This window comes from Nitrosomonas communis (assembly GCF_900114745.1).
GTDB lineage: Bacteria > Pseudomonadota > Gammaproteobacteria > Burkholderiales > Nitrosomonadaceae > Nitrosomonas > Nitrosomonas communis_A.
The window spans coordinates 1-21878 of record NZ_FOUB01000024.1; the positions used below are offsets into that span (position 1 = coordinate 1).

Annotated in this window: 35 protein-coding genes, 1 tRNA gene and 1 pseudogene; 34 read left to right on the forward strand and 3 right to left on the reverse strand. The window is 38.0% G+C overall.

Annotation, left to right across the window (positions count from 1 at the left end):
- The 30 genes and pseudogenes from tuf to rplQ form a co-directional block, all read left to right on the forward strand.
- Nucleotides 1–186: pseudogene (gene tuf, locus BM122_RS10110) on the forward strand (elongation factor Tu); the annotation flags it as partial.
- 70 nt (nt 187–256) lie between these two features.
- On the forward strand, nt 257–565 hold the full coding sequence (gene rpsJ / locus BM122_RS10115) for a 30S ribosomal protein S10 (protein ID WP_074905456.1): 309 nt from the start codon (nt 257–259) through the stop codon (nt 563–565).
- Between the two features lie 72 nt (nt 566–637).
- Nucleotides 638–1291, forward strand: a complete 654-nt coding sequence (gene rplC, locus BM122_RS10120; protein ID WP_074905457.1) for a 50S ribosomal protein L3 — start codon at nt 638–640, stop codon at nt 1289–1291.
- A gap of 53 nt (nt 1292–1344) precedes the next feature.
- A complete protein-coding gene (gene rplD / locus BM122_RS10125) occupies nt 1345–1962 on the forward strand; it encodes a 50S ribosomal protein L4 (RefSeq protein ID WP_074905458.1) in 618 nt (205 codons plus the stop codon).
- Nucleotides 1959–2291 carry a 50S ribosomal protein L23 gene (gene rplW, locus BM122_RS10130; RefSeq protein ID WP_074905459.1) on the forward strand — a complete coding sequence of 111 codons (333 nt, stop codon included), beginning with the start codon at nt 1959–1961 and terminating at the stop codon, nt 2289–2291. Before rplD ends, rplW begins: the two co-directional genes overlap by 4 nt.
- A 3-nt stretch (nt 2292–2294) precedes the next feature.
- Nucleotides 2295–3128 carry a 50S ribosomal protein L2 gene (rplB, locus tag BM122_RS10135; RefSeq protein WP_074905460.1) on the forward strand — a complete coding sequence of 278 codons (834 nt, stop codon included), beginning with the start codon at nt 2295–2297 and terminating at the stop codon, nt 3126–3128.
- Between the two features lie 5 nt (nt 3129–3133).
- Entirely contained in the window at nt 3134–3418 is a 285-nt protein-coding gene (gene rpsS, locus BM122_RS10140; protein WP_074905461.1) for a 30S ribosomal protein S19, read from the forward strand.
- Nucleotides 3419–3429: 11 nt separating this feature from the next.
- The gene (gene rplV / locus BM122_RS10145; protein WP_074905462.1) at nt 3430–3759 is read left to right on the forward strand and encodes a 50S ribosomal protein L22; all 330 of its coding nucleotides are present in this window, start codon (nt 3430–3432) and stop codon (nt 3757–3759) included.
- Nucleotides 3760–3790: 31 nt separating this feature from the next.
- Nucleotides 3791–4516 carry a 30S ribosomal protein S3 gene (gene rpsC, locus BM122_RS10150; RefSeq protein ID WP_083398442.1) on the forward strand — a complete coding sequence of 242 codons (726 nt, stop codon included), beginning with the start codon at nt 3791–3793 and terminating at the stop codon, nt 4514–4516.
- A gap of 78 nt (nt 4517–4594) precedes the next feature.
- On the forward strand, nt 4595–5011 hold the full coding sequence (rplP, locus tag BM122_RS10155) for a 50S ribosomal protein L16 (RefSeq protein ID WP_046851100.1): 417 nt from the start codon (nt 4595–4597) through the stop codon (nt 5009–5011).
- Between the two features lie 4 nt (nt 5012–5015).
- Entirely contained in the window at nt 5016–5210 is a 195-nt protein-coding gene (gene rpmC, locus BM122_RS10160) for a 50S ribosomal protein L29 (RefSeq protein ID WP_074905463.1), read from the forward strand.
- Nucleotides 5207–5461 carry a 30S ribosomal protein S17 gene (gene rpsQ / locus BM122_RS10165; protein ID WP_074905464.1) on the forward strand — a complete coding sequence of 85 codons (255 nt, stop codon included), beginning with the start codon at nt 5207–5209 and terminating at the stop codon, nt 5459–5461. The genes rpmC and rpsQ overlap by 4 nt, the downstream gene beginning before the upstream one ends.
- Nucleotides 5462–5590: 129 nt before the next feature.
- A complete protein-coding gene (gene rplN / locus BM122_RS10170; RefSeq protein ID WP_074667399.1) occupies nt 5591–5959 on the forward strand; it encodes a 50S ribosomal protein L14 in 369 nt (122 codons plus the stop codon).
- Nucleotides 5960–5977: 18 nt separating this feature from the next.
- Nucleotides 5978–6292 carry a 50S ribosomal protein L24 gene (rplX, locus tag BM122_RS10175; protein ID WP_074905465.1) on the forward strand — a complete coding sequence of 105 codons (315 nt, stop codon included), beginning with the start codon at nt 5978–5980 and terminating at the stop codon, nt 6290–6292.
- 15 nt (nt 6293–6307) lie between these two features.
- The gene (gene rplE, locus BM122_RS10180) at nt 6308–6847 is read left to right on the forward strand and encodes a 50S ribosomal protein L5 (protein WP_074905466.1); all 540 of its coding nucleotides are present in this window, start codon (nt 6308–6310) and stop codon (nt 6845–6847) included.
- A 7-nt stretch (nt 6848–6854) separates the two neighbouring features.
- Nucleotides 6855–7160: a 30S ribosomal protein S14 gene (gene rpsN, locus BM122_RS10185; protein ID WP_074905467.1), complete on the forward strand. Its 306-nt coding sequence runs from the start codon at nt 6855–6857 to the stop codon at nt 7158–7160.
- Between the two features lie 88 nt (nt 7161–7248).
- Nucleotides 7249–7644 carry a 30S ribosomal protein S8 gene (gene rpsH, locus BM122_RS10190; RefSeq protein WP_074905468.1) on the forward strand — a complete coding sequence of 132 codons (396 nt, stop codon included), beginning with the start codon at nt 7249–7251 and terminating at the stop codon, nt 7642–7644.
- Between the two features lie 12 nt (nt 7645–7656).
- Nucleotides 7657–8193: a 50S ribosomal protein L6 gene (rplF, locus tag BM122_RS10195; protein ID WP_074905469.1), complete on the forward strand. Its 537-nt coding sequence runs from the start codon at nt 7657–7659 to the stop codon at nt 8191–8193.
- 14 nt (nt 8194–8207) lie between these two features.
- On the forward strand, nt 8208–8564 hold the full coding sequence (rplR, locus tag BM122_RS10200; RefSeq protein ID WP_074905470.1) for a 50S ribosomal protein L18: 357 nt from the start codon (nt 8208–8210) through the stop codon (nt 8562–8564).
- A gap of 14 nt (nt 8565–8578) precedes the next feature.
- Nucleotides 8579–9118, forward strand: a complete 540-nt coding sequence (gene rpsE / locus BM122_RS10205) for a 30S ribosomal protein S5 (protein ID WP_074905471.1) — start codon at nt 8579–8581, stop codon at nt 9116–9118.
- Nucleotides 9115–9306 carry a 50S ribosomal protein L30 gene (gene rpmD, locus BM122_RS10210; RefSeq protein WP_074905472.1) on the forward strand — a complete coding sequence of 64 codons (192 nt, stop codon included), beginning with the start codon at nt 9115–9117 and terminating at the stop codon, nt 9304–9306. Before rpsE ends, rpmD begins: the two co-directional genes overlap by 4 nt.
- Nucleotides 9307–9738 carry a 50S ribosomal protein L15 gene (gene rplO, locus BM122_RS10215; protein WP_074905473.1) on the forward strand — a complete coding sequence of 144 codons (432 nt, stop codon included), beginning with the start codon at nt 9307–9309 and terminating at the stop codon, nt 9736–9738. It abuts the gene before it with no gap.
- 14 nt (nt 9739–9752) lie between these two features.
- Nucleotides 9753–11075, forward strand: coding sequence for a preprotein translocase subunit SecY (gene secY, locus BM122_RS10220; RefSeq protein WP_074905474.1), 1323 nt, complete (start codon nt 9753–9755; stop codon nt 11073–11075).
- Between the two features lie 15 nt (nt 11076–11090).
- The gene (infA, locus tag BM122_RS10225; protein WP_074905475.1) at nt 11091–11309 is read left to right on the forward strand and encodes a translation initiation factor IF-1; all 219 of its coding nucleotides are present in this window, start codon (nt 11091–11093) and stop codon (nt 11307–11309) included.
- Nucleotides 11310–11356: 47 nt separating this feature from the next.
- On the forward strand, nt 11357–11470 hold the full coding sequence (gene rpmJ / locus BM122_RS10230) for a 50S ribosomal protein L36 (RefSeq protein WP_074905476.1): 114 nt from the start codon (nt 11357–11359) through the stop codon (nt 11468–11470).
- A gap of 41 nt (nt 11471–11511) precedes the next feature.
- On the forward strand, nt 11512–11871 hold the full coding sequence (gene rpsM, locus BM122_RS10235) for a 30S ribosomal protein S13 (protein WP_074905477.1): 360 nt from the start codon (nt 11512–11514) through the stop codon (nt 11869–11871).
- A 35-nt stretch (nt 11872–11906) separates the two neighbouring features.
- Nucleotides 11907–12296, forward strand: a complete 390-nt coding sequence (gene rpsK / locus BM122_RS10240; protein ID WP_074905478.1) for a 30S ribosomal protein S11 — start codon at nt 11907–11909, stop codon at nt 12294–12296.
- Between the two features lie 12 nt (nt 12297–12308).
- Entirely contained in the window at nt 12309–12935 is a 627-nt protein-coding gene (rpsD, locus tag BM122_RS10245; protein WP_074905479.1) for a 30S ribosomal protein S4, read from the forward strand.
- Between the two features lie 34 nt (nt 12936–12969).
- Nucleotides 12970–13971 (forward strand): DNA-directed RNA polymerase subunit alpha, encoded by a 1002-nt coding sequence (locus BM122_RS10250; protein WP_074905480.1) that lies wholly within the window; start codon nt 12970–12972, stop codon nt 13969–13971.
- Entirely contained in the window at nt 13961–14356 is a 396-nt protein-coding gene (gene rplQ, locus BM122_RS10255) for a 50S ribosomal protein L17 (RefSeq protein ID WP_074905481.1), read from the forward strand. Before BM122_RS10250 ends, rplQ begins: the two co-directional genes overlap by 11 nt.
- Before the next feature lie 873 nt (nt 14357–15229).
- Here rplQ and BM122_RS22395 read toward each other — a convergent pair.
- Entirely contained in the window at nt 15230–15499 is a 270-nt protein-coding gene (locus BM122_RS22395) for a hypothetical protein (protein ID WP_143083394.1), read from the reverse strand.
- Between the two features lie 411 nt (nt 15500–15910).
- Nucleotides 15911–16894, reverse strand: coding sequence for a BRO-N domain-containing protein (locus BM122_RS10265; protein ID WP_177198095.1), 984 nt, complete (start codon nt 16892–16894; stop codon nt 15911–15913).
- A 214-nt stretch (nt 16895–17108) separates the two neighbouring features.
- Here BM122_RS10265 and BM122_RS23275 point away from each other — a divergent pair, with 214 nt between their 5' ends.
- Nucleotides 17109–17252, forward strand: a complete 144-nt coding sequence (locus BM122_RS23275) for a hypothetical protein (RefSeq protein ID WP_177198096.1) — start codon at nt 17109–17111, stop codon at nt 17250–17252.
- Nucleotides 17253–17861: 609 nt separating this feature from the next.
- Here BM122_RS23275 and BM122_RS10270 read toward each other — a convergent pair.
- A tRNA-Leu gene (locus tag BM122_RS10270) sits at nt 17862–17946 on the reverse strand.
- 56 nt (nt 17947–18002) lie between these two features.
- Between BM122_RS10270 and rnr the strand changes: the two genes are divergently transcribed.
- The 3 genes from rnr (at nt 18003) to BM122_RS25065 (ending at nt 21475) form a co-directional block, all read left to right on the forward strand.
- A complete protein-coding gene (gene rnr / locus BM122_RS10275) occupies nt 18003–20180 on the forward strand; it encodes a ribonuclease R (protein ID WP_074905483.1) in 2178 nt (725 codons plus the stop codon).
- Between the two features lie 190 nt (nt 20181–20370).
- Complete coding sequence (gene rlmB / locus BM122_RS10280; protein WP_074905484.1) at nt 20371–21114, forward strand: 23S rRNA (guanosine(2251)-2'-O)-methyltransferase RlmB; 744 nt, start codon at nt 20371–20373, stop codon at nt 21112–21114.
- Between the two features lie 76 nt (nt 21115–21190).
- Entirely contained in the window at nt 21191–21475 is a 285-nt protein-coding gene (locus BM122_RS25065) for a hypothetical protein (protein WP_256211989.1), read from the forward strand.
- Nucleotides 21476–21878 lie beyond the last annotated feature (403 nt).

A 21878-nucleotide genomic window follows, 5' to 3' on the forward strand; every position in this document is an offset into this window, starting at 1 on the left:
AGGACAACAGACGTTACGGGATCGATAGAGCTTCCAGCAGGCACTGAGATGGTCATGCCTGGAGATAATATTTCGGTGGTTGTCAATCTTATTGCTCCTATTGCGATGGAAGAAGGCCTGCGGTTTGCCATTCGTGAAGGTGGCAGAACTGTTGGGGCAGGCGTTGTAGCTAAAATTATTGAGTAGAATTATTGCCAATTAAAATAGTGATCTAATTCTGGAATTAGAATACGGATCGGCTAATCTCAGGATTAATATGCAAAATCAAAAAATACGTATTCGTTTAAAAGCATTTGATTATCGACTTATTGATAAGTCGGCAATGGAAATTGTAGAGACAGCGAAGCGTACAGGCGCTGTTGTTAGAGGCCCTGTTCCGCTACCAACGCGAATTGAGCGATTTGATGTATTGCGTTCTCCGCACGTGAATAAAACTTCGCGCGATCAATTTGAAATTCGGACACATTTACGCTTAATGGATATTTTAGATCCTACGGATAAAACGGTAGATGCTTTGATGAAGCTTGATTTACCCGCTGGTGTTGATGTGGAGATCAAGTTGTAACTTTATAAAAGTAATGTTGAGCATAACGTTAGTGCTAGCTTTTAATGAAGATGTTTGCAAAGGAATAAATTAATGAGCATAGGTTTAATCGGTAAAAAAGTAGGTATGACCAGGATTTTTACTGATAATGGAGATAGTTTTCCTGTAACAGTGCTGGATGTATCAAATAATCGTATTACTCAGATTAAAAAATTTGAGACTGATGGTTACTGCGCGTTACAAGTAACTTATGGAATACAGCATGCTAATCGGTTAACTAAACCGACTCAAGGACACTTTGCAAATGCTGGAGTGGAAGCTGGGCGTGTTATCAAGGAATTTCGTGTAAGCGCAGAAGAGCTAGATGAAGTTAAGGCAGGGATGAAGCTTGAATTGAACATGTTTCAGGTTGGACAGATTGTAGATGTAACTAGTAAAAGTATAGGTAAAGGATTCGCTGGAACAATTAAGCGGCATAACTTTTCCTCAAACAGAGCGAGTCACGGTAATTCAAGATCGCATAACGTTCCCGGTTCGATAGGTATGGCACAGGATCCAGGGCGTGTATTTCCAGGAAAAAAAATGTCAGGAAGACTTGGTGGTGAAAAATGTACAATTCAGAATCTTGAGATTTTGCGTATAGATTTTGATAGAGAGCTCATTCATGTAAAAGGGGCTGTTCCAGGAGCCAAGGAAGCAATTGTTGTATTGCGGTCGGGTATTAAGAGTAAACCAAAAAACAAATAATAAATTCAGCAACTTGTAGTAAAAAATAAATCGCCAAAGAATAGGGGCCAGCAGTGGAAGCTAAATGTATTGGATCTGATGGGACAACGAGTAATATATCAGTTTCGGAGTCAGTGTTCGGAAGAGATTACAATGAAACACTAGTCCATCAAATAATAACAGCATATATGTCGAATGCGAGACAAGGTACTCGTGCCCAGAAAGGCCGATCGGATGTAACGAAGTCTACTCATAAACTTTGGAGACAGAAAGGAACAGGTAGAGCCAGAGTAGGCGCGGCTTCTAATCCATTGTGGCGAGGTGGTGGTAGAATTTTTCCCAGCAGCCCACTGGAGAATTTTGCTCATAAAGTCAATAAAAAAATGTATCGAGCAGGTATATGTACTATTCTTTCTCGCTTACTAAGCGAAAATAGATTGCATTTAATTGAGGAGTTTTCAGTTGATACTCCAAAAACAAAGGAGTTAATTAGTAAACTGGAAGCGTTAAATTTTAATAATGTCTTGATTATTACAGAACAGGTTAATAATAATCTTTATTTGTCTTCAAGAAATGTGCCAATGGTAAGTGTAACTGATGCATCACACATAGATCCCATAAATTTAGTAAAGCACAATGACATTCTAATGAGTCGCGAGGCATTAGTGAAAATTGAGGAAATGTTAAAATGAAATCTTCTAGTATCAGTCCTGAAAGAGCTCTACAAATTATTTTAGCTCCTCAAATTTCTGAAAAAGCAACCTTAATCGCTGAAAAAAATAATCAAATAGTTTTTCGTGTGCTACCTAGTGCAGATAAAAATGAGATTAAGGCTGCCGTTGAGTATCTGTGGAAATCTCAAAAAATAGAAGTGACAAAAGTACAGATATCAAATATTAAAGGAAAACAAAAAAGATTTGGCCGATATATGGGGCGAAGAGCAAATTGGAAAAAAGCATACGTTGGCATTAAAAAAGGCCAGGAAATTAATTTTTCTGAAATAATTAAGGGCGAGGATTAAGTAATGGCTTTAGTAAAAGTTAGACCAACTTCTCCTGGACAGCGTGCTGTTATCAAAATTGCAAATAAGGAATTATATAAAGGGAAGCCTTATTCTGCACTCGTAGAAAACAAACAGAAAACTGCAGGCCGTAATAATTCCGGGCGCATAACTCTACGTCACAAAGGCGGTGGCCACAAACAAAATTACCGAATGGTTGATTTTCGTCGTAACAAAGACGGAATTATCGCTAAAGTAGAGAGAATAGAATACGATCCTAATCGTAGTGCTAATATAGCTTTGTTATGTTATCTCGATGGAGAAAGACGCTACATTATTGCGCCTAAGGATATAGAGATTGGTGGGAAAATACTGAGTGGCGTTAAGGCACCTATCAAAACTGGCAATGCAATGGAACTGCGGCATATACCAATTGGAAGTACAGTGCATTGTATAGAGTTACAACCCGGTAAAGGAGCACAGTTGGCACGATCTGCTGGTTCTTCAGCTCAATTACTCGCGCGTGAAGGGAGTTACACACAAATACGATTGCGTTCAGGGGAAATTCGTAGAATACATATAAATTGTAGGGCTACAATTGGTGCCGTAGGTAATGATGAGCAAAATTTAAAATCGATTGGGAAAGCTGGTGCGCAGCGATGGCGAGGTATTAGGCCAACAGTACGAGGTGTGGCAATGAATCCAATCGATCATCCACATGGTGGTGGTGAGGGGAAAACGGCTGCAGGTCGACATCCTGTAAGCCCTTGGGGACTCCCTACTAAGGGGTTCCGAACCAGAAAAAATAAACGTACTGAAAACATGATAGTGCGTCACAGACATTCTAAAAAGGGTTAAGTTTTATGGGACGATCTGTTAAAAAGGGTCCGTTTGTAGATACCAATCTTTATAACAAAATACTAAACGCTAAAGCTAATAATGATAAGAGACCAATTAAAACATGGTCTCGTAGATCAACTGTAATTCCAGATTTTATTGGTTTAACTATAGCAGTACATAATGGCAGGCAACATATACCTATTTATATTACTGAAAATATGGTGGGTCACAAACTAGGAGAGTTTTCGCTTACTCGAACTTTTAAAGGCCATGCTGGCGATAAAAAGACTGCCGGATCTAAAAAATAGGAATATCAATTATGCAAGCAACTGCAATATTACCAAGCATTAGATTGTCAGAACAGAAAGGGCGCTTGGTGGCAAATCAAATACGAGGTTTAAAAGTAGCTACAGCAATTGAGTTGTTGACTTTTAGCCCAAAAAAAGGGGCGGCTATTATTTTAAAACTTCTAGAAACAGCCATAGCTAACGCTGAGCATAATGAAGGTGCTGATATCGATGAACTGCATATATCAGAAATTATGGTGGATCGTGGAACATACTTAAAGCGATTAAGTACTCGAGCAAAAGGACGAGGTAATCGCATAATGAAACCAACATGTCGTATTTTATTAACAATTAGCGATTAAAAATTATTTACGAAAAGCTTGGCGATAGATTATGGGACAAAAAATAAATCCTACAGGATTCCGACTTTCTGTACTAAAGAATTGGTCATCAAAATGGTTTGCACATGGGAAAAATTTCTCAAAATTATTAAATGAAGATATTAAGGTTCGAGAATATCTTCGAAAGAAATTGTCTCATGCTTCTGTCGGCCAGATTGTAATTGAACGTCCTTCTAAAAATGCACGTATAACGATTTTTAGTTCACGTCCAGGGGTTGTTATAGGCAAAAAAGGGGAAGATATTGAGATTCTAAGAAAAGAACTCGAAAAATTGATTCGTATTCCTGTGCATATAAATATCGAAGAGATAAGAAAACCAGAAATTGATGCGCAACTTATTGCTGATAATATTGCTCAGCAACTAGAAAAAAGAATTATGTTTAGAAGGGCAATGAAAAGGGCAATACAGAACGCGATGAGATTAGGCGCTCAAGGTATTAAGATTATGAGTTCAGGGCGTCTGAATGGTATCGAAATAGCGCGTACTGAATGGTATCGAGAAGGACGTGTTCCGCTACATACATTGCGAGCAGATCTTGATTATGCTACTTCAGAAGCTAAAACAACATATGGAATTATTGGGATAAAAGTATGGATATTTAAGGGAGAGCAGTTAGAAACTAGGAACCGTGATCTAACTTCTGGCACTCCATATTCTTTAGCAGCAGAAGAAAATAAAAAACGTACTGATAAAATAAGCCCAGAAAAGACTGCTTAGAGATAAAGTGTATAATTCTGAATGTTAATCTAGTCGCAAATACAAATTCTTTCAACACATTAAGGGTTAATAAATAAAATGCTCCAGCCAGCAAGAACAAAATACCGCAAGCAGCACAAGGGGCGGAATACTGGAATTGCTACTAGCGGTAACAAAATTAGTTTCGGTGAATATGGGTTGAAGGCCGTTGGTCGAGGCCGAATAACTGCTAGACAGATCGAAGCAGCGCGTAGAGCAATGACAAGGCATATTAAGCGAGGGGGAAGAATTTGGATTAGAATATTTCCGGATAAGCCAATCTCGCAAAAGCCTGCTGAAGTTAGAATGGGTAAAGGAAAAGGCAATCCTGAATATTATGTATCAGAAATAAAGCCAGGTAAGATGCTATATGAAATGGATGGTGTTGATGAGCAATTAGCAAGAGAAGCGTTTAAGCTTGCGGCTGCCAAATTGCCAATAAAAACGCAATTTATGGTTCGTCATATAGGAAGTTAAAGCAATGAAAGCAAGTGAGCTTAAGAAAAAAACTGATGAAGAACTGAAAAGTGAAGTAATGTCTTTGTTACGAAGTCATTTTAATTTGAGAATTCGACACGCAACTCAGCAACTTGAAAATGTATCTCAGTTGAGAAATGTACGACGCGATATTGCTAGGGTTAAAACGGAGCTTAATCAAAGAGTTAGAATGTCATGAATAATGAAAAAAAACCTAATACCCTAGTAGGCAAAGTAGTAAGTGATAAGATGGATAAAACTATCACGGTGCTTGTTGAACGAAAAATAAAACATCCACTGTATGGTAAAACTATTATACGTTCAAAGAAAATTCATGCTCACGATGAAAATAACCAATTTAGTATGGGTAATGTAGTGATAATACAAGAAATACGGCCCTTATCGAAAACTAAAGCCTGGCGCGCAGTCAAATTATTGAGCAATAATTAATTAACAAACTGAAAATAATCGTTTATTGGATGCTCAATATTAACGTCTTTTGAAGTGAGAAAAGATTTAATTTGTATCAATTCAAAAAGATAAAACAAATTAATTTATTTATATACACGGATTAAAAAAATGATTCAGCCTCAGACGATACTGAATGTAGCAGATAACACAGGTGCACGATCTATAATGTGCATTAAAGTGCTAGGAGGATCTAAGCGGCAATATGCTGGTATCGGCGATATTATCAAAGTAGCTGTAAAAGATGCAGCACCCCGCGGTAGAGTTAAAAAAGGTGAAGTTTATAATGCAGTAGTCGTCCGCACAGCAAAGGGGGTTCGTCGATCAGATGGATCATTAATTAAATTTGATGCTAATGCCGCGGTGATATTAAATACCAAATTGGAGCCTATTGGCACACGTATTTTCGGCCCAGTTACAAGAGAACTCCGAACGGCTCAATTCATGAAGATAGTATCACTTGCACCCGAGGTAATGTAAAAGCATTCAGGTATTAATATGAAGAAAATTAAAAAAGGTGATGAGATTATAGTTCGATGTGGTAAAGACAAAGGTAAAAGAGGTACAGTATTGCGGTATGTAACTGATAATTATATCGTGGTACAAGGTTTAAATATGCTTAAAAAACATGTAAAGCCTAATCCGACAAAAGGCATTGTGGGAGGTATTACTGAATTTGAAAAACCAATACACATATCAAATGTGTCGATCTTTAATCCTACCACCAAAAAAGCTGATAGAGTTGGTATAAGATTAAGTGATAATAACAAGTTACGAATTTTTAAATCTAATAAAGAGCAGATTAGTGTTTAACAAGGTATAGTCTAAATGGCCAGATTACAGGAATTTTATAATCAAACTGTGAAGCAGCAATTAATGCAGCAATTTAGTTATAAATCAGTTATGGAAGTGCCTCGAATTACCAAAATAACTCTCAACATGGGTGTGGGTGAAGCAACATCGGATAAGAAAAAAATTGAAAATGCGATGAGCGATCTTGAGAATATTAGTGGACAAAAACCTATTACTACAAAAGCAAGGAAATCAATAGCTACATTTAAAGTGAGAGTTGGCTATCCTATTGGATGTAAAGTCACTTTGCGCGGTAGAAGAATGTTTGAATTTCTTGATCGATTAATTAGTGTAGCTATTCCTCGGATTAGGGATTTTCGTGGAATTTCTGGAAAAGGATTTGATGGGAGAGGGAACTATAACCTCGGAATTAAAGAGCAGATCATTTTTCCTGAAATTGAATATGAAAAAATTGATGCATTAAGAGGCATGAATATTACGCTAACAACTACAGCTAAGACTGATTTAGAAGCAAAAGCATTATTATCAGCTTTTAAATTCCCATTTAAAAATTGAGACTGGAATGGCAAAAAAAGCTCTTATAAATAGAAACTTGAAAAGACAAGCAACAGTAAAGAAATACGCTAATGTTAGACAATCTTTATTAGAGATCCTTGCTAGCAGTCAAGCGAGCTTTGAAGAAAAGGATGAGGCTAGAAAAAAATTGCAAAATTTACCAAGAAATTCTAGCTTTACACGATTACGGAATAGATGTGAACTTACTGGTAGACCAAGAGGGTATTATCGGAGATTCGGATTAGGCCGAAATAAACTAAGAGAACTCGCTATGAGTGGTCAAATCCCTGGAATGATTAAAGCTAGTTGGTGAATGATTGAAACTATAACGATAATTAATACTAAAAATAGTAACCAATAAATTAAATATTAATTCAGAAAAGTTTTTATAGGTAAAAAATATGAGTCTAACGGATCCAGTAGCTGATATGTTAACCCGCATAAGAAATGGGCAATTATCTCAAAAATCCTCAGTGCTCATGAGTTCCTCTCGATTAAAAAAAGCTATCGCTGAGGTACTTAAAGATGAAGGTTATATTGAAGATTTTCAAATATACTCAGAAAAAGAAAAAATAAATCTGGAAATCAAGCTAAAATATCATGCTGGCCATCCTGTTATAGAGAAAATATCTAGGGTTAGTCGTCCTGGATTAAGAGTATATAAATCTTGTTCTGAATTGCCCAATGTGATGAATGGGTTAGGTATTGCAATAATATCTACTTCTCAAGGTGTTATGACAGAAGAAAAAGCGCGACTGAATGGAATCGGTGGCGAAGTTTTATGTATTGTAGCTTAAGGGATTAATTTAATGTCGCGAATTAGCAAGAAACCAATTCAAATACCGAATGATGTTAATTTCACTATTTCAAATAGTGAAATAATCATTAAAGGCCCGTTAGGCTCTCTTCATCAACGCCTCTCTGCTGATCATATTACCATCACAAGTGAAAATAATGAATTATTTGTTACATCAACAAATTCGACAAAACAATCGCATTCTTTATCAGGAACAATGCGATCTTTAATTAATAATATGATAATTGGAGTAACTGCTGGTTTTGTGAAACGATTAAATATTGTCGGTGTAGGTTATCGTGCACAGGCTAGTGGTGATACATTAAATTTGAGTTTAGGATTCTCCCATCCGATTGCTTACAAAATGCCGACTGGCATTACAGTTGAAACACCTACTCAAACAGAAGTCGTGATTAAAGGAATTAATAAACAGCAAGTTGGACAAATAGCAGCAGAAATTCGCGCATTTCGACGTCCTGAGCCTTACAAGGGGAAGGGTGTACGTTATGCTGATGAAGTGATAACCCTTAAAGAAACTAAGAAAAAATAGTAAATAGGAAGCTCATGAAAAACCTTAAGCTATCTCGCATAAGAAGAGCTCGCAGAACACGAGTTAAAATTGCATTGCTAAAAAATTACCGACTTTCAGTGCATCGGAGTAATAAACATATTTATGCGCAAATTATAGATGATGAAAATAGTAAAGTATTAGTAAGTGCATCAACGCTTGAGAGCGATGTTAGAAATATCATAACGAATGGTGCTACAGTGCAAGCTGCAGAATTTATTGGTCAAAGAATAGCTGAAAAATCTAAAAACTTAGGAATTGACACCGTTGCCTTTGATCGATCCGGCTATAAGTACCACGGGCGAGTCAGAGCATTAGCTGAGGGTGCTCGAAATGGTGGAATTAAATTTTGAGATAAGGAATATTAATGTCTAAAGCTTCAAGATCACAAAACATTACCTCGGTAAATGATGCGCAGACCGATGAACTTAAAGAAAAAATGGTCTCGATTAACCGTGTTACTAAAGTTGTGAAGGGTGGACGTATCCTGGCCTTTGCTGCGTTGACAGTAGTAGGTGATGGTAAAGGCAGAATTGGTATGGGTAAAGGTAAATCCAGAGAAGTACCTGTTGCCGTTCAAAAAGCAATGGACGAAGCGCGACGCAAAATGGTTAAAATTGAGTTAAAAAATGGCACTCTTCAACATGCTGTTGTTGGAAAACATGGTGCTGCCAAAGTATTCATGCAACCTGCTTCTGAAGGAACCGGTATAATAGCAGGTGGGCCAATGAGAGCAATATTTGAAGTTATGGGCATTACTAATATACTTGCTAAGTGTATTGGATCAACTAATCCTTATAATGTTGTGCGCGCAACGATACAAGGGCTTGAATCAATACGCACGCCTTCAATGATAGCTTCTAAAAGAAGTAAAAATCTTGAAGAGATTTTAGGAAAGCTAAAATGACAAAAGATAATAATAAGAAATTGAGTGTTAAATTAGTTAAGAGCTTGATAGGTAAAAAAAACGAACATCGTAGAATAATTGCAGGATTAGGGCTAAAACGAATAAATAGTATTGCGATATTACAAGATAGCCCCTCAATAAGAGGTATGATAAATAAAGTCTCATATATGGTTAAGGTTGAGCAATAAATGGATTTAAGTAATATAAAATCAAATAAAGAATCGCGGAAAGCAAGAAAAAGAGCCGGTAGAGGTATAGGTTCAGGCCTGGGTAAAACAGCAGGAAGAGGTCATAAAGGCCAGAAATCTCGAGCTGGCGGCTTTCATAAAGTAGGCTTTGAAGGTGGACAAATGCCTTTACATCGACGTTTACCTAAGCGTGGATTTACATCACTTGATAACACACAAGTTAAAGAAATCAAATTATCAGTCCTTGCTCAATCCTTTAATGAGATTAATGGAATAGACGACTTGAAAAAGGCTCGATTAATAGCTAATTCCATACAAACGGTAAAAGTATTATTTGATAAGAAAATAAATACAGCACTAGTGATTAAAGGATTGGCTGTATCAAAAAATGCAAAAGAAGCTATAGTTAATGCTGGTGGTAATGTTGATTAATTAAAGGAATAGTTTTGGCTGCAAATAAATTTAATAAAGATGTGAATAAATATTCGGATTTAAAACGAAGGCTCTGGTTTTTGTTGTTTGCACTCATCGTTTACCGAATTGGAGCTCATGTACCTGTTCCTGGAATAGATCCAATTGTTCTGAAAGATTTATTCGATACCCAAGAAGGTGGCATATTGGGTATGTTTAATATGTTTTCCGGCGGAGCCTTATCACGTTTTTCAATATTTGCATTAGGAATAATGCCTTATATTTCAGCATCTATTATAATGCAATTAGGTACGATTGCTATTCCACACCTTGAGTCTCTTAAAAAAGAGGGTGAATCTGGAAGGAGAAAAATAACACAATACACTCGCTACGGTACAGTTGTTCTTGCATTGGTGCAAAGTTATGGAATATCAATGGCTTTACAGTCTCAGGCAGGGTTAGTAATAGAACCAGGCATATTTTTCGTGATAACGACTGTTACTACATTGGTGACAGGTACAATTTTCCTAATGTGGCTTGGCGAGCAGATTACTGAACGCGGAATCGGAAATGGAATATCACTGATCATCTTTGCTGGAATAGCGGCTGGCTTACCAGCAGCTATTGGTGGTACGCTCGAATTAGTTCGAACAGGTGCCATGCATTTTCTAGTTGCTTTGGGAATATTTATTGCGGTCATTGCTGTAACAGGATTCGTAGTTTTTGTGGAACGTGGCCAAAGAAAGATTTTGGTAAACTATGCAAAAAGGCAAGTAGGAAAACAAGTATTTGGAGGACAAAGTTCGCACTTGCCTTTAAAATTGAATCTGGCGGGTGTAATACCTCCAATATTTGCCTCTAGTATCATTTTATTTCCCGCTACGATGGCGGGTTGGTTGTCAACTAATGAATCAATGACTTGGTTAAAAGATATAAGCGGAGCTTTATCTCCAGGTCAGCCGATGTATGTTATTCTATATGCTGCGATGATTGTGTTTTTTTGTTTTTTCTATACGGCGCTTGTTTTTAATCCAAAAGAAACTGCAGATAATCTTAAAAAGAGCGGAGCGTTTATACCTGGTATTCGTCCAGGAGAGCAGACGACGCGTTATATTGAAAAAATAATGCTTAGACTTACACTTGTTGGATCTATGTATGTGACTCTTGTCTGCTTATTGCCAGAATTTTTGATATTGAAATGGAACGTACCTTTTTATTTTGGTGGTACTTCTTTACTTATAATAGTTGTAGTAACAATGGATTTTATGGCACAGGTTCAATCACATGTTATGTCAACCCAGTATGAAAGCTTACTTAAGAAAACTAGTTTTAAAACTACCCCTTATATATCACGTTAGATTGTAGTCATAATAATGGCAAAAGAAGAAACAATTCAAATGCAAGGCGAGATACTCGAAACGCTGCCAAATGCTACATTTAAAGTTAAACTGGAGAATGGTCATATTGTGTTAGGCCATATATCAGGGAAAATGCGCATGAATTATATACGTATATTGCCTGGAGACAAAGTGACTGTAGATTTGACTCCCTATGATTTAACTAAAGCTAGAATTACCTTTAGATCTAAATAAATTCAAGCTTTTAAATAAATATTATTCAATTAAAAAGGAAACATCAATTGAAAGTACTTGCTTCTGTAAAGAAAATATGCAGAAATTGTAAAATAATTAGACGCCAAAGGGTTGTAAGAGTTGTTTGTATCGATCCCAGACACAAGCAACGACAAGGTTAATATTTAAGCATTGGCTAATAAATAATATTCAAGGTGAGTAAATGGCGCGTATAGCCGGAGTTAATATACCTAATCATCAGCACGTCAAAATTGCTTTAACGGCAATTTATGGAATTGGCAATTCAACTTCACAAAAAATATGTAATGAATTGGGAATTGAAAATTCCATTAAATTAAAAGATATATCAGAAGCACAATTAGAGCAAATACGCGAAAAAGTTGCCAAATATACTGTTGAGGGTGATCTTCGACGTGAAATATCGATGAATATTAAAAGATTAATGGATCTTGGCTGTTATCGCGGGTTGCGACATAGAAGAGGCTTGCCTGTAAGAGGACAGCGTACGAGAACGAATGCTCGTACAAGGAAGGGACCAAGAAGATCTGCTAGTACACGATAATCATCTATAAATATTGATTCTAAGGTAATAATTTAATGGCAAAGATTCAATCTAGATTACGAAAAAAAGTTAAGAAAAATATTGTTGAAGGAATCGCGCATATACATGCTTCATTTAATAATACAATAGTTACGATTTCCGATAGACAAGGTAATGCTTTATCGTGGGCAACTTCAGGGGGAGCTGGATTTAAAGGTTCACGAAAAAGTACTCCTTTTGCTGCTCAAATTGCTGCTGAACAAGCTAGCAAAATTGCACATGAATATGGAATTAAAAATTTAGAAGTACGTATTAAAGGACCTGGACCGGGTAGGGATTCAGCAGTCAGATCATTAAATGCTGCTGGCTTTAAAATTACTAGTATCTCCGATGTTACCCCTGTACCCCATAATGGATGTCGACCACCAAAAAAACGTCGAATTTGAGAGGAATATTTAGTGGCTAGAATTCTTGAACCAAAATGTCGGCAATGTCGTCGAGAAGGTGAAAAATTGTTCTTGAAAGGCGATAAATGTTTTTCAAGTAAATGTGGAATCGAAAGAAGAAATTACCCTCCAGGCCAACATGGTCAGAAAAAGAGTAGAATTTCGGATTATGGATTGCAATTAAGAGAAAAACAAAAGGTTCGTCGGATTTATGGATTGCTTGAACGGCAATTCCGAATTATTTACAAAAATGCCGACAGAATGCGTGGTGTAACAGGTGAAAATTTGTTACAAATGATAGAGAGTAGATTAGATAATGTGGCCTATCAAATGGGATTTGGATCTTCAAGATCTGAATCTAGACAAGTTGTGCGACATAATTGTATTTTAGTGAATGGGCGTCGAGTTAATATTCCGTCCTATCAAGTTTCGCCTGGAGATATTATTGAAGTAGCTGATAAAGCTAAGAATTATCTTAGAATCAAATCATCTCTTCAATCTGCTGAACAACGCGGCTTTCCTGCATGGTTGGACGTAGATGCCAAAGCTATGAAAGGTACATACAAAATGACACCGGAAAGATCTGAATTATCATCTACTATTAATGAGTCTTTGATAGTTGAGTTATATTCAAAATAATTAATTTTATATCTTTCTAGTTAAGGATTTATACATGTCGAGTAGCCCGTATCTTATACCTAGAATAATAGAGGTTCAGAATATTACTCCTGTCTTGGCTAGAGTGATAATGGAGCCATTCGAGCGAGGGTATGGTTATACATTAGGTAATGCATTGCGTAGAGTTTTATTGTCATCAATGCCTGGGTCTGCAGCTACAGAAATTCGAATAGCTGGGGTGGTACATGAGTATTCTACGCTTGAAGGCGTACAAGAAGATGTTATTGACATTCTTCTGAATCTAAAAAATATCGTTTTTAAACAGCATAGTAATACAAAATCTATATTAACATTAAAAAAGAATATAGATGGACCAGTTACTGCTGCAGATATTGAAAGTACCCATGATGTTGAGATTGTGAATCCTGATCACGTCATTGCGCATATCGTAAAAGGTGGAAATATTGATATGCAAATTATAGTTGAAAAAGGACGTGGTTATGTTCCGGCTAACGTAAGACGTACGGCAGATATGGATACACAAGTTGGCAGCATATTATTAGATGCTTCTTTCAGTCCAATTAAAAAGATTAGCTATTCTGTTGAAAATGCACGAGTAGAACAGCGTACTGATTTAGATAAATTAATAATTGATATTGAAACAAATGGATCCGTCGATCCTGAAGAAGCGATTCGATATGCTGCAAGAGTACTTGTCGATCAATTGTCTGTTTTTGCTGAGCTTGAAACCACTCCTCTTCCTAAGGAGCAGCCTAAAATACCGCAAATTGATCCGATACTTTTGCGTCCAGTTGATGATTTAGAACTTACCGTACGTTCAGCAAATTGCTTGAAAGTAGAAAATATTTACTATATCGGAGATTTAATACAACGTACTGAAGCCGAATTATTAAGAACTCCGAATTTGGGAAGAAAATCACTTAATGAAATTAAAGAAGTCTTAGCAGCTCGAAATTTATCTTTAGGAATGAAATTAGAAAATTGGCCACCGGCTAATCTTGAAAATCAGGGAAAGGAAACTGGTCATGCGTCATAAAAATGGGCTTAGAAAATTAAATCGCACCAGTAGTCATAGATTGGCGATGTTTAGAAATATGGCTAATTCATTATTACGCCATGAAATAATTAAGACTACTTTGCCAAAAGCAAAAGAATTGCGAAGAGTTGTTGAACCGCTTATAACAATAGGTAAAGACCCTACTGTTATAAATAAAAGGTTAGCTTTCAACCGGTTGCGGGACCGCGACATTGTTGTTAAATTATTTTCTGATCTGGGAACTCGTTATAAGCTTAGAAATGGTGGGTATCTTCGAATCTTAAGATATGGATTTAGGAAAGGCGATAATGCACCTATGGCGATAGTCGAGCTCGTAGATCGACCTCACGATATCGATATATCTGCTAGTCCAACAGAGGAATAAAACTCATTCAAATCTAAAATGTTAGATTAAATTTTAATATTTATATACATATTATTAGAATATGATTAGGCTACTACAACAAAGTAGCCTTTTTATATATATATGGGGCTCTAAATTAGTAGAAAAATCCTGCTAGTCAAGCAATTGTTGTTTGCACAAGAAACTGCATTAATAATCAAACTCCATCCAATAATTCTTTTGATTAAAGAGGAGGTGTTTTTGAGATCATATCATGCACTAATCAAATGATTCTCGAGCGTATCGACGCTGTCAAATACGCGGTTATGAAAATATTTACCGCGCAGTTTTTCCGAAAGACATTCCTAGGGATTCAATTCAGGTAAATACTGTGGTAGGAATAACAAATGGATATCCTCAGGCAAATAGAACTTTAATTCAAGTAATAAGTGCCTTACCGATCAATTTATCAGCATCTATGCCTGATAATCCGCGGAGCACTTCGTAATTTCATTTCCAAATCAACAATGACGCGAAGGCGAGTCGCAGATAGTATAAATCTACGGCAATGTGAAGTCGACAAAGTCAGTTTTGATTTAGAAATAGAATAAGGCGTCCTAAACCCCAAGTATTTTCTTGGCCTGTTATCAAATTGGTGGACAGCCTCAAACATCTGCCGATTAGTTACATGCAGCACGCCCATTACTTTAGGGAAGTATTGGCGTAACAGCCTCCTGGCATTCTCATTCTGGCCACTCTCTGAAGAGTGGTAGGATTTACCAAGTATTTTTTTCTTTCAATACTATTCTCCACCTGTTCATGCCTAGCAAACTTCTTCCCATTATCAAAAGTGAAAAAACATGCACCCAATTTTTGAATACACCCAGCAGAGTGATGTACTGCATGTCATCGCCATTACAGTTCTGTTTGCCGCTGGTAGCGGTAAGACGTAGCTTGGATTTGTTTTCGTCCGCCGTGACTAGCGCGCCCTTGTGTTCTTGGCCAATCATGGTGTCTGCTGTTGGCTTCCCAGTCACCTAACCGTTCTCGTCGGTTTGCTACCTCAGGGCGTCTATGAATGTCTACCGCATTGGGGATGCCCTTACTGCTGCCCGTTAATGCTGCCATAGCGCGTGACCGCTTATCCTTCAGGATATGCTGTGATACATAGTTTATGGCAGACACTAATCTCAACTTCCCGTTTCAACCTGCCACTGATCTGCTCCGGGCTCCACTGCCCAGGCATCACATTAATATCATTCCCACTTGCTCCATTGCCATTTTGATGGCTTTGGGTTTGTTTGTCTGGCGTTGTTTGGCCTTCCTGTTCGCTTGCGTATGACGATAGCCGCGCATCCCCGTGTTTCGTATAAGTTCTTAGCTAACGGTGGATTACATGGTTCATTCCCGTGCTATCCGATTCAGCGAATTCTCCTGTTTCAGATGTATTTCAAATAATTTCTTTTCAAGGGTAAGTTGTGCATAAGCCATAAGGTCTCCCGTCAGTGGTATGTCGGAATGTCTTTTACTATACCTTGCTCTTGACCGTTTCCGCTGGAAAGATCCCGGTTTGATAAACGGGTTATGCGAACAGTCTTATTTACTCTTTATCATGGTCAATTGTTCAGGGTCATTTATACGTTTACCGCCTGATAAAAAGTTATCTGAACTCACGATCCTCTTGCCAAGTTTCTTTTCTAACGTTCTGGCAGCATCTCCAGCAATTTTGCCACCAGCTTTAGCCGCTTCTGCGTTTCCATTTAACCCTTGTGCATCTGAGGAAATGGCAATAGCGGTAGTTGATTTTTCACCAAGCATAGTAAATATTAATTCTAAATCAGTCATATGATCTCGTAAACTATGATTTTTTAGACCTTTTACTTTCTTGTGTGTAGAAACGTCAATACCAAAAGTCTCGCAGGAAATAATATTGGTTAAGTACCCGTATTCCTTATCCTGAACACCTCTATTCTTCCATTCATTAGTTAATTCTTTGCGAGTTACTATTGATCTAATCCTAGCATCAATCCAATCTTCTGTTCGCCCTTCTATTTGCCATTGGAGAATAGCTCTTTTGACCCCAATTTCCGGATTTTGTATTTCTTGTATTCGCTCATATCCAACTTTAGCCAGCCACTTTTTAAAAGGTTCGGCTTTTTTTGATGGAATTGACTGTGCTATTCTAAAAAGGGCTTCAACATTAACTACTTCTGTAGAGTAATACTTCCCATCAGATGCCTTCATTTTCAGTTTTCTGATTTTATTGGAAAGCTCATAAAACTCTTCTTTTTTAATAAGTTTTGATTTTAAATTTGCCCAATATTTACTCGGTCTATCTGTTTCTGTGATGGCTTCGATTACATCAACTATAGAAAAATACCACTCATTTTTATGAAATACTTGTCTAATTTCTTTGTTTTTAAAAAAAGCTAACTGCTCCTCTCCCTCTTTAATAATCTCCGTATTTTCTTCATTTTTAGTAGCCTCTTTTTTTGTAACTTTTGCGATACGCTTTATTGCCTCATCCATTGGCATATCAAGACTGAAAGATTTTTCATATATCTTCTTATCCTCGTTCATTGGATCAACTCCTTATATAATGCACCCGTTTGTATGTGATAAAAGTCTATTAACTTTTTCACCTTCATCTTGTTTATCAAGTCATTAAGTCAATGAGAAGATTGTACAAGATTAAAATATGATCACGCTTTTAATTATCAGATGAGAACAATCTTTCCTGTTTAATCAGTACCTTTATGCAGATAAACTGACAGGGGGTGATTGGTGGCAACCGATGCGCTGTCAGAAACTGCGACGCAAGCGCTATGCAAGCGGGCAGGAACAGCGTGGTAGAATACGCAGCCAGGTCAGCATCGATGACTGGCCCCGGATGGTTGAGCAGAGCGCGCATATAGGTGATTGGGAGGCGATAGCATGAGCGGCAAGCACCATCAGCAGATACTGGTCACCTTGGCAGAGCGGAAATCGCGCTATATTCTGGCTGGCCGATTACCAGCCAAATATGCCGAAGGGTAACAGCAAAGATCAACAATTCTGCTCCGTCCCCACCAGCACAAATGTCATACTGTAACATTTGACAATGGCAAGGAATTTGCAGGGCATGAAACTATCGCCTCAGAGCTGGAAGCACCCATCTACCTTGCACATCCCGACCATTCACGGGAGGGAGGATGGAATGAAAACAGCAATGGTCTACTACGACAATATTTCCGCAGGAATATGAAATTGACTGGGTGTTTCCGAAGAACAAGTATAGCGGGCAGTTGATTGTATTGCTCACCGACCATACAGTACCTGAATTTAGAACACCGCATGAGGTATTCTTCGGAATGTCGGTAAGTTATACCAAACAGTCAGCAAAAGTTGCACATCAATTTTGAATCCACATGATTAAAAATTGGATAAACTGGGGGTTAAATGGATTGTCTAATTTTTAGCCAGTAAAATTTTTTAGGCATATTCTTGGCATAGAAAATTTATTTAATCAATAATTTTCTATTATAATCAAGATATTGATTATAAATAGTGGTGCCCAGAAGAGGACTCGAACCTCCACACCCGAAGGCACATGGACCTGAACCATGCGCGTCTACCAATTCCGCCATCTGGGCAATACTCCTAACCTGGTGATTAGGAGCAACTCGTGATTCTATAGGAAACAATTGTTTTGTCAATTAAGAAGAAAAGTAAGAAGAGTCAGCTACGTAAACATGATCCTTTTTTCGAGCGCGAAAGCGAGCGATATGGCACACCTTTGCCAAGTCGAGAGTTCATATTACAAGTACTCGAAGAACAAGGCATACCGATAAGCGAAACAAAATTACGTAAGCTGTTGGATATAACCCCAACAGAAACCGAATTTTTTAATCGACGATTGGCGGCTATGATTCGTGCCGGCCAAATCATGCGCAATCGCAAGGGGGATATTTGTGTCATTGAAAAACTTGAACTGATCAGAGGAACGGTACAAGGACATAGTGATGGCTATGGTTTCTTGATTACCGATAATGGCGGGCCTGATTTATATCTTAGTGCTAAAGAAATGCATAAGGTGCTTGATGGTGATCGTGTCATCGCGCGAGAAATTGGTGTAGACCGTCGTGGTCGTAGTGAATGTGAAATCGTGGAAGTGCTTGAACATGTCAACACACAACTAATAGGAAGATTTAATACCGAGTGTGGTATTTTTTTTGTGGTTGCTGAAAACAAGCGTATTAGCCAAGAAATACTGATTCCTCGTGAAGCTACTATGAAGGCTAAGACTGGCCAGGTTGTAATGGTCCAAATTGTACAACAACCTGATATCCATACCCAGCCTATTGGCCATGTTATTGAAATTCTGGGTGAATACACTTCACCTGGCATGGAAATCGAAATCGCATTGCGTACACATGACTTACCCTATGAGTTTTCATCTGAGATAGAGAAGATCTCTGCTAAATTTCCCAAAAAAGTACTAAAAAAGGAGCTTATCAAGCGAAAAGATATCCGTCATTTCCCTTTTGTTACAATTGATGGTGAAACTGCGCGTGATTTTGATGATGCAGTTTACTGTGAACGGGATGGAAAAGATTATCGGTTATATGTTGCTATCGCTGATGTCAGTCATTACGTGCATGATGCTGATGCGCTAGACAAAGAAGCATACAAACGAGGCAATTCAGTATATTTTCCACAACGAGTGATTCCGATGTTGCCAGAAGTACTCTCCAATGGTTTATGTTCGCTTAATCCGCATACGGATCGTCTTAGTATGGTATGCGAAATACAATTAACTACAAATGGTGAATATTTAGATTATCAATTTTATCCAGCAGTCATGCATTCACAAGCTCGCCTTACGTACAACCAGGTCGCAGCAATGCTGGAAAAACCCAAAGATACTAGTACCAAGCCATATACCGAACTACTGCCGCACATTCAGTTACTCTATAAGATATATCAAATTTTACAGAAAGCACGCAAGAAACGTGGAGCCATTGATTTTGAAACAATTGAAACCCAAATGATCTTTAACGATCAGGACAAGATTGAGGAGATACTGCCGTTGCAACGTAATGTAGCACATCGCCTGATAGAAGAATGTATGCTGGCAGCTAATGTCTGTGCCTCAGATTTTTTGCAGAAGCATAGGCATCCAGTGTTGTATCGTATCCATGAGGGGCCAGCACCAGAAAAATTAGAGGCACTGCGAGATTTTCTTAAGGAATTTGGCTTGCAGTTAGGGGGAGGGAGTGAACCGCACGCCAAAGATTATGCTAAAGTTTTAACTAAAATCAATGGTAGAGCCGATGCCCAATTATTACAGACTGTGATGTTGAGATCGTTGCGACAAGCGATATATAATCCTGAAAATATTGGCCATTTCGGATTGGCTTATGAAACATATACTCATTTCACTTCACCCATTCGGCGCTACCCTGATTTACTAGTGCATCGCGCCATCAAAGCAGTTCTAAGTATCGATACTTATTCACCATCGGTTGGCGGCTGGCATGAGCTGGGTAAGCATTGCTCAATGACAGAGCGTCGCGCTGATGAAGCGACACGTGATGTTGAATCGTGGCTTAAATGTTTCTATATACAGGATAAAATTAATGATTGCTTCGATGGTGTTATCAGTGGTGTCACTGCATTCGGTTTATTTGTTGCACTCGATCAAATTTATGTAGAAGGATTAATCCATATATCAGAGCTACCCAGCGATTACTTCCATTTTGATAGCACTAAACACATGTTGTATGGTGAACGCACTGGAAAAAAATATCGCTTGGGTGACCGTTTACATGTCAAACTTGTAAGGGTTGACTTGGAAACTCGCAAAATAGACTTTGTTCTTGCTTGAAAACCAAAAAAATCATAAAACTCAAATTTTCTGGCTCTATATGAATTTTAGTGGGTACGAGCAAGGAACACCCAGTGATTAATTGAGACTATCTTAGCTGCTTCGCAAACGCTAACTAGAACGTACAATTCTTTTAGATAATTGTTTAGGATGCAGTATTTTTAACAATCCTCCTAAGCGAGCGACAAACATGTCTCAGACACGACATATTTTTGGATTTCATGCCATTATGAGCCGTTTACGGCAGAATCCGGACAGTATCAAAGAAATCTATATCGATTCAGCGCGACATGATCACCGTGCGCGCGATCTATGTAAACTTGCTGAAACCAAAAATATCCGGTTAATACATTGCGATAACACAAGGCTTGCTGGAATGGTGGGGACCACTCACCATCAAGGAGTAGTGGCTAACATCATGGCTACTCAGAGTTACGCCACCATTGAAGACATCTTGGAGGCAGTAAATGAACTCCATTTGCTCCTAATATTAGATGGCATCAAGGATCCACACAATCTAGGAGCATGCTTGCGCGTTGCTGATGCATTAGGTGCGCATGCTGTCATTGCACCTAAAGATCGCTCCGTAGGATTGACGGCTACTGTACATAAGGTTGCTAGCGGTGCCGCTGATACTGTACCTTTTGTTACTGTCACCAACTTAGCTCGAACTTTACGTGAACTCAAAGAAGAAGGTATCTGGGTTATCGGCACTGCGGCTGAAGCGACTGATCGCCTTGAGAGTATTTCACTTGATGGTCCTATAGCTTGGGTATTAGGTGCAGAACACGAGGGCATGCGTCGCCTGACAAAGGAAACCTGTGATCAACTGGTACGTATTCCAATGGTCGGCAGTGTTGAAAGCCTGAATGTATCAGTGAGTGCAGGGATTTGCTTATTCGAGACTTTCCGCCAGCGATCAAGAAAAGTTTGATTAATAGGCAAAGGTGATAATTTTTTTGTTTTTCTCAAGCACCTAGGTTTAATTTTGATTAGGAGGTTGATATCTCTTGAGACGCGTTAAAGGCATCTTGATTTATACACTGATCGTATTTTTTGCTTCTTTCATTTATTTTGTGTATGCCTATTCGGTTTATCCGACTATTGAAGAAAGAGAAACATTTTTGAGCGAGATGGGTGAGGGCTTGGGCAATATTGTTTTAATAGCGCTGTTCGTTATTTATTCCCGAACTTTGCTTAAACTTGTGTTAAAAAAAAGGGTGATGGCGCAACGCTTATTACCAGAATATGCACCGCCCATTGATTCTTCCCATTTTACGCATCTACTAGGATAGATAGATCGAACTCATCCTTATATAGGTATTTTCACGATCGCAATTATCTTGCTTCAAATTGTGATGATGGGAATGCCTATGTATATTGTTTTTTTCCACTGGTTTTAGCGTTAATTATCTGGCAAGGATTATTTGGTTTATTCCTCACCTGGCATTTTTTATCTACCGAACTGAAAAAGTTTTCTTATTTTGTACATGCCCAGTTTGTAACGGGTATCGCAATCGGTATTTTTGCTTTTTTCGGGCACTTGTTAATTGATAATTAAAGCAAAAAAAGCAGAAATGGTGAAGTTTAGATAGCTCTCTAATTCCATTTCCAAATCAAACATGACGCGAAGGCGAGCCGCAGATAGTATAAATAATACGGCAAGGTGAAGCCGACAAAGTCAGTTGTGATTTGGAA

What these genes read in the sequence shown, in the direction of transcription:
- rpsJ (WP_074905456.1), top strand. Translation starts at nt 257, where the DNA reads ATGCAAAATCAAAAAATACGTATTCGTTTAAAAGCATTTGATTATCGA.
- rplC (WP_074905457.1), top strand. Translation starts at nt 638, where the DNA reads ATGAGCATAGGTTTAATCGGTAAAAAAGTAGGTATGACCAGGATTTTT.
- rplW (WP_074905459.1), top strand. Translation starts at nt 1,959, where the DNA reads ATGAAATCTTCTAGTATCAGTCCTGAAAGAGCTCTACAAATTATTTTA.
- rplB (WP_074905460.1), top strand. Translation starts at nt 2,295, where the DNA reads ATGGCTTTAGTAAAAGTTAGACCAACTTCTCCTGGACAGCGTGCTGTT.
- rpsS (WP_074905461.1), top strand. Translation starts at nt 3,134, where the DNA reads ATGGGACGATCTGTTAAAAAGGGTCCGTTTGTAGATACCAATCTTTAT.
- rplV (WP_074905462.1), top strand. Translation starts at nt 3,430, where the DNA reads ATGCAAGCAACTGCAATATTACCAAGCATTAGATTGTCAGAACAGAAA.
- rpsC (WP_083398442.1), top strand. Translation starts at nt 3,791, where the DNA reads ATGGGACAAAAAATAAATCCTACAGGATTCCGACTTTCTGTACTAAAG.
- rplP (WP_046851100.1), top strand. Translation starts at nt 4,595, where the DNA reads ATGCTCCAGCCAGCAAGAACAAAATACCGCAAGCAGCACAAGGGGCGG.
- rpmC (WP_074905463.1), top strand. Translation starts at nt 5,016, where the DNA reads ATGAAAGCAAGTGAGCTTAAGAAAAAAACTGATGAAGAACTGAAAAGT.
- rpsQ (WP_074905464.1), top strand. Translation starts at nt 5,207, where the DNA reads ATGAATAATGAAAAAAAACCTAATACCCTAGTAGGCAAAGTAGTAAGT.
- rplN (WP_074667399.1), top strand. Translation starts at nt 5,591, where the DNA reads ATGATTCAGCCTCAGACGATACTGAATGTAGCAGATAACACAGGTGCA.
- rplX (WP_074905465.1), top strand. Translation starts at nt 5,978, where the DNA reads ATGAAGAAAATTAAAAAAGGTGATGAGATTATAGTTCGATGTGGTAAA.
- rplE (WP_074905466.1), top strand. Translation starts at nt 6,308, where the DNA reads ATGGCCAGATTACAGGAATTTTATAATCAAACTGTGAAGCAGCAATTA.
- rpsN (WP_074905467.1), top strand. Translation starts at nt 6,855, where the DNA reads ATGGCAAAAAAAGCTCTTATAAATAGAAACTTGAAAAGACAAGCAACA.
- rpsH (WP_074905468.1), top strand. Translation starts at nt 7,249, where the DNA reads ATGAGTCTAACGGATCCAGTAGCTGATATGTTAACCCGCATAAGAAAT.
- rplF (WP_074905469.1), top strand. Translation starts at nt 7,657, where the DNA reads ATGTCGCGAATTAGCAAGAAACCAATTCAAATACCGAATGATGTTAAT.
- rplR (WP_074905470.1), top strand. Translation starts at nt 8,208, where the DNA reads ATGAAAAACCTTAAGCTATCTCGCATAAGAAGAGCTCGCAGAACACGA.
- rpsE (WP_074905471.1), top strand. Translation starts at nt 8,579, where the DNA reads ATGTCTAAAGCTTCAAGATCACAAAACATTACCTCGGTAAATGATGCG.
- rpmD (WP_074905472.1), top strand. Translation starts at nt 9,115, where the DNA reads ATGACAAAAGATAATAATAAGAAATTGAGTGTTAAATTAGTTAAGAGC.
- rplO (WP_074905473.1), top strand. Translation starts at nt 9,307, where the DNA reads ATGGATTTAAGTAATATAAAATCAAATAAAGAATCGCGGAAAGCAAGA.
- infA (WP_074905475.1), top strand. Translation starts at nt 11,091, where the DNA reads ATGGCAAAAGAAGAAACAATTCAAATGCAAGGCGAGATACTCGAAACG.
- rpsM (WP_074905477.1), top strand. Translation starts at nt 11,512, where the DNA reads ATGGCGCGTATAGCCGGAGTTAATATACCTAATCATCAGCACGTCAAA.
- rpsK (WP_074905478.1), top strand. Translation starts at nt 11,907, where the DNA reads ATGGCAAAGATTCAATCTAGATTACGAAAAAAAGTTAAGAAAAATATT.
- BM122_RS10250 (WP_074905480.1), top strand. Translation starts at nt 12,970, where the DNA reads ATGTCGAGTAGCCCGTATCTTATACCTAGAATAATAGAGGTTCAGAAT.
- rplQ (WP_074905481.1), top strand. Translation starts at nt 13,961, where the DNA reads ATGCGTCATAAAAATGGGCTTAGAAAATTAAATCGCACCAGTAGTCAT.
- BM122_RS10265 (WP_177198095.1), bottom strand. Translation starts at nt 16,894, where the DNA reads ATGAACGAGGATAAGAAGATATATGAAAAATCTTTCAGTCTTGATATG.
- BM122_RS23275 (WP_177198096.1), top strand. Translation starts at nt 17,109, where the DNA reads ATGCGCTGTCAGAAACTGCGACGCAAGCGCTATGCAAGCGGGCAGGAA.
- rlmB (WP_074905484.1), top strand. Translation starts at nt 20,371, where the DNA reads ATGTCTCAGACACGACATATTTTTGGATTTCATGCCATTATGAGCCGT.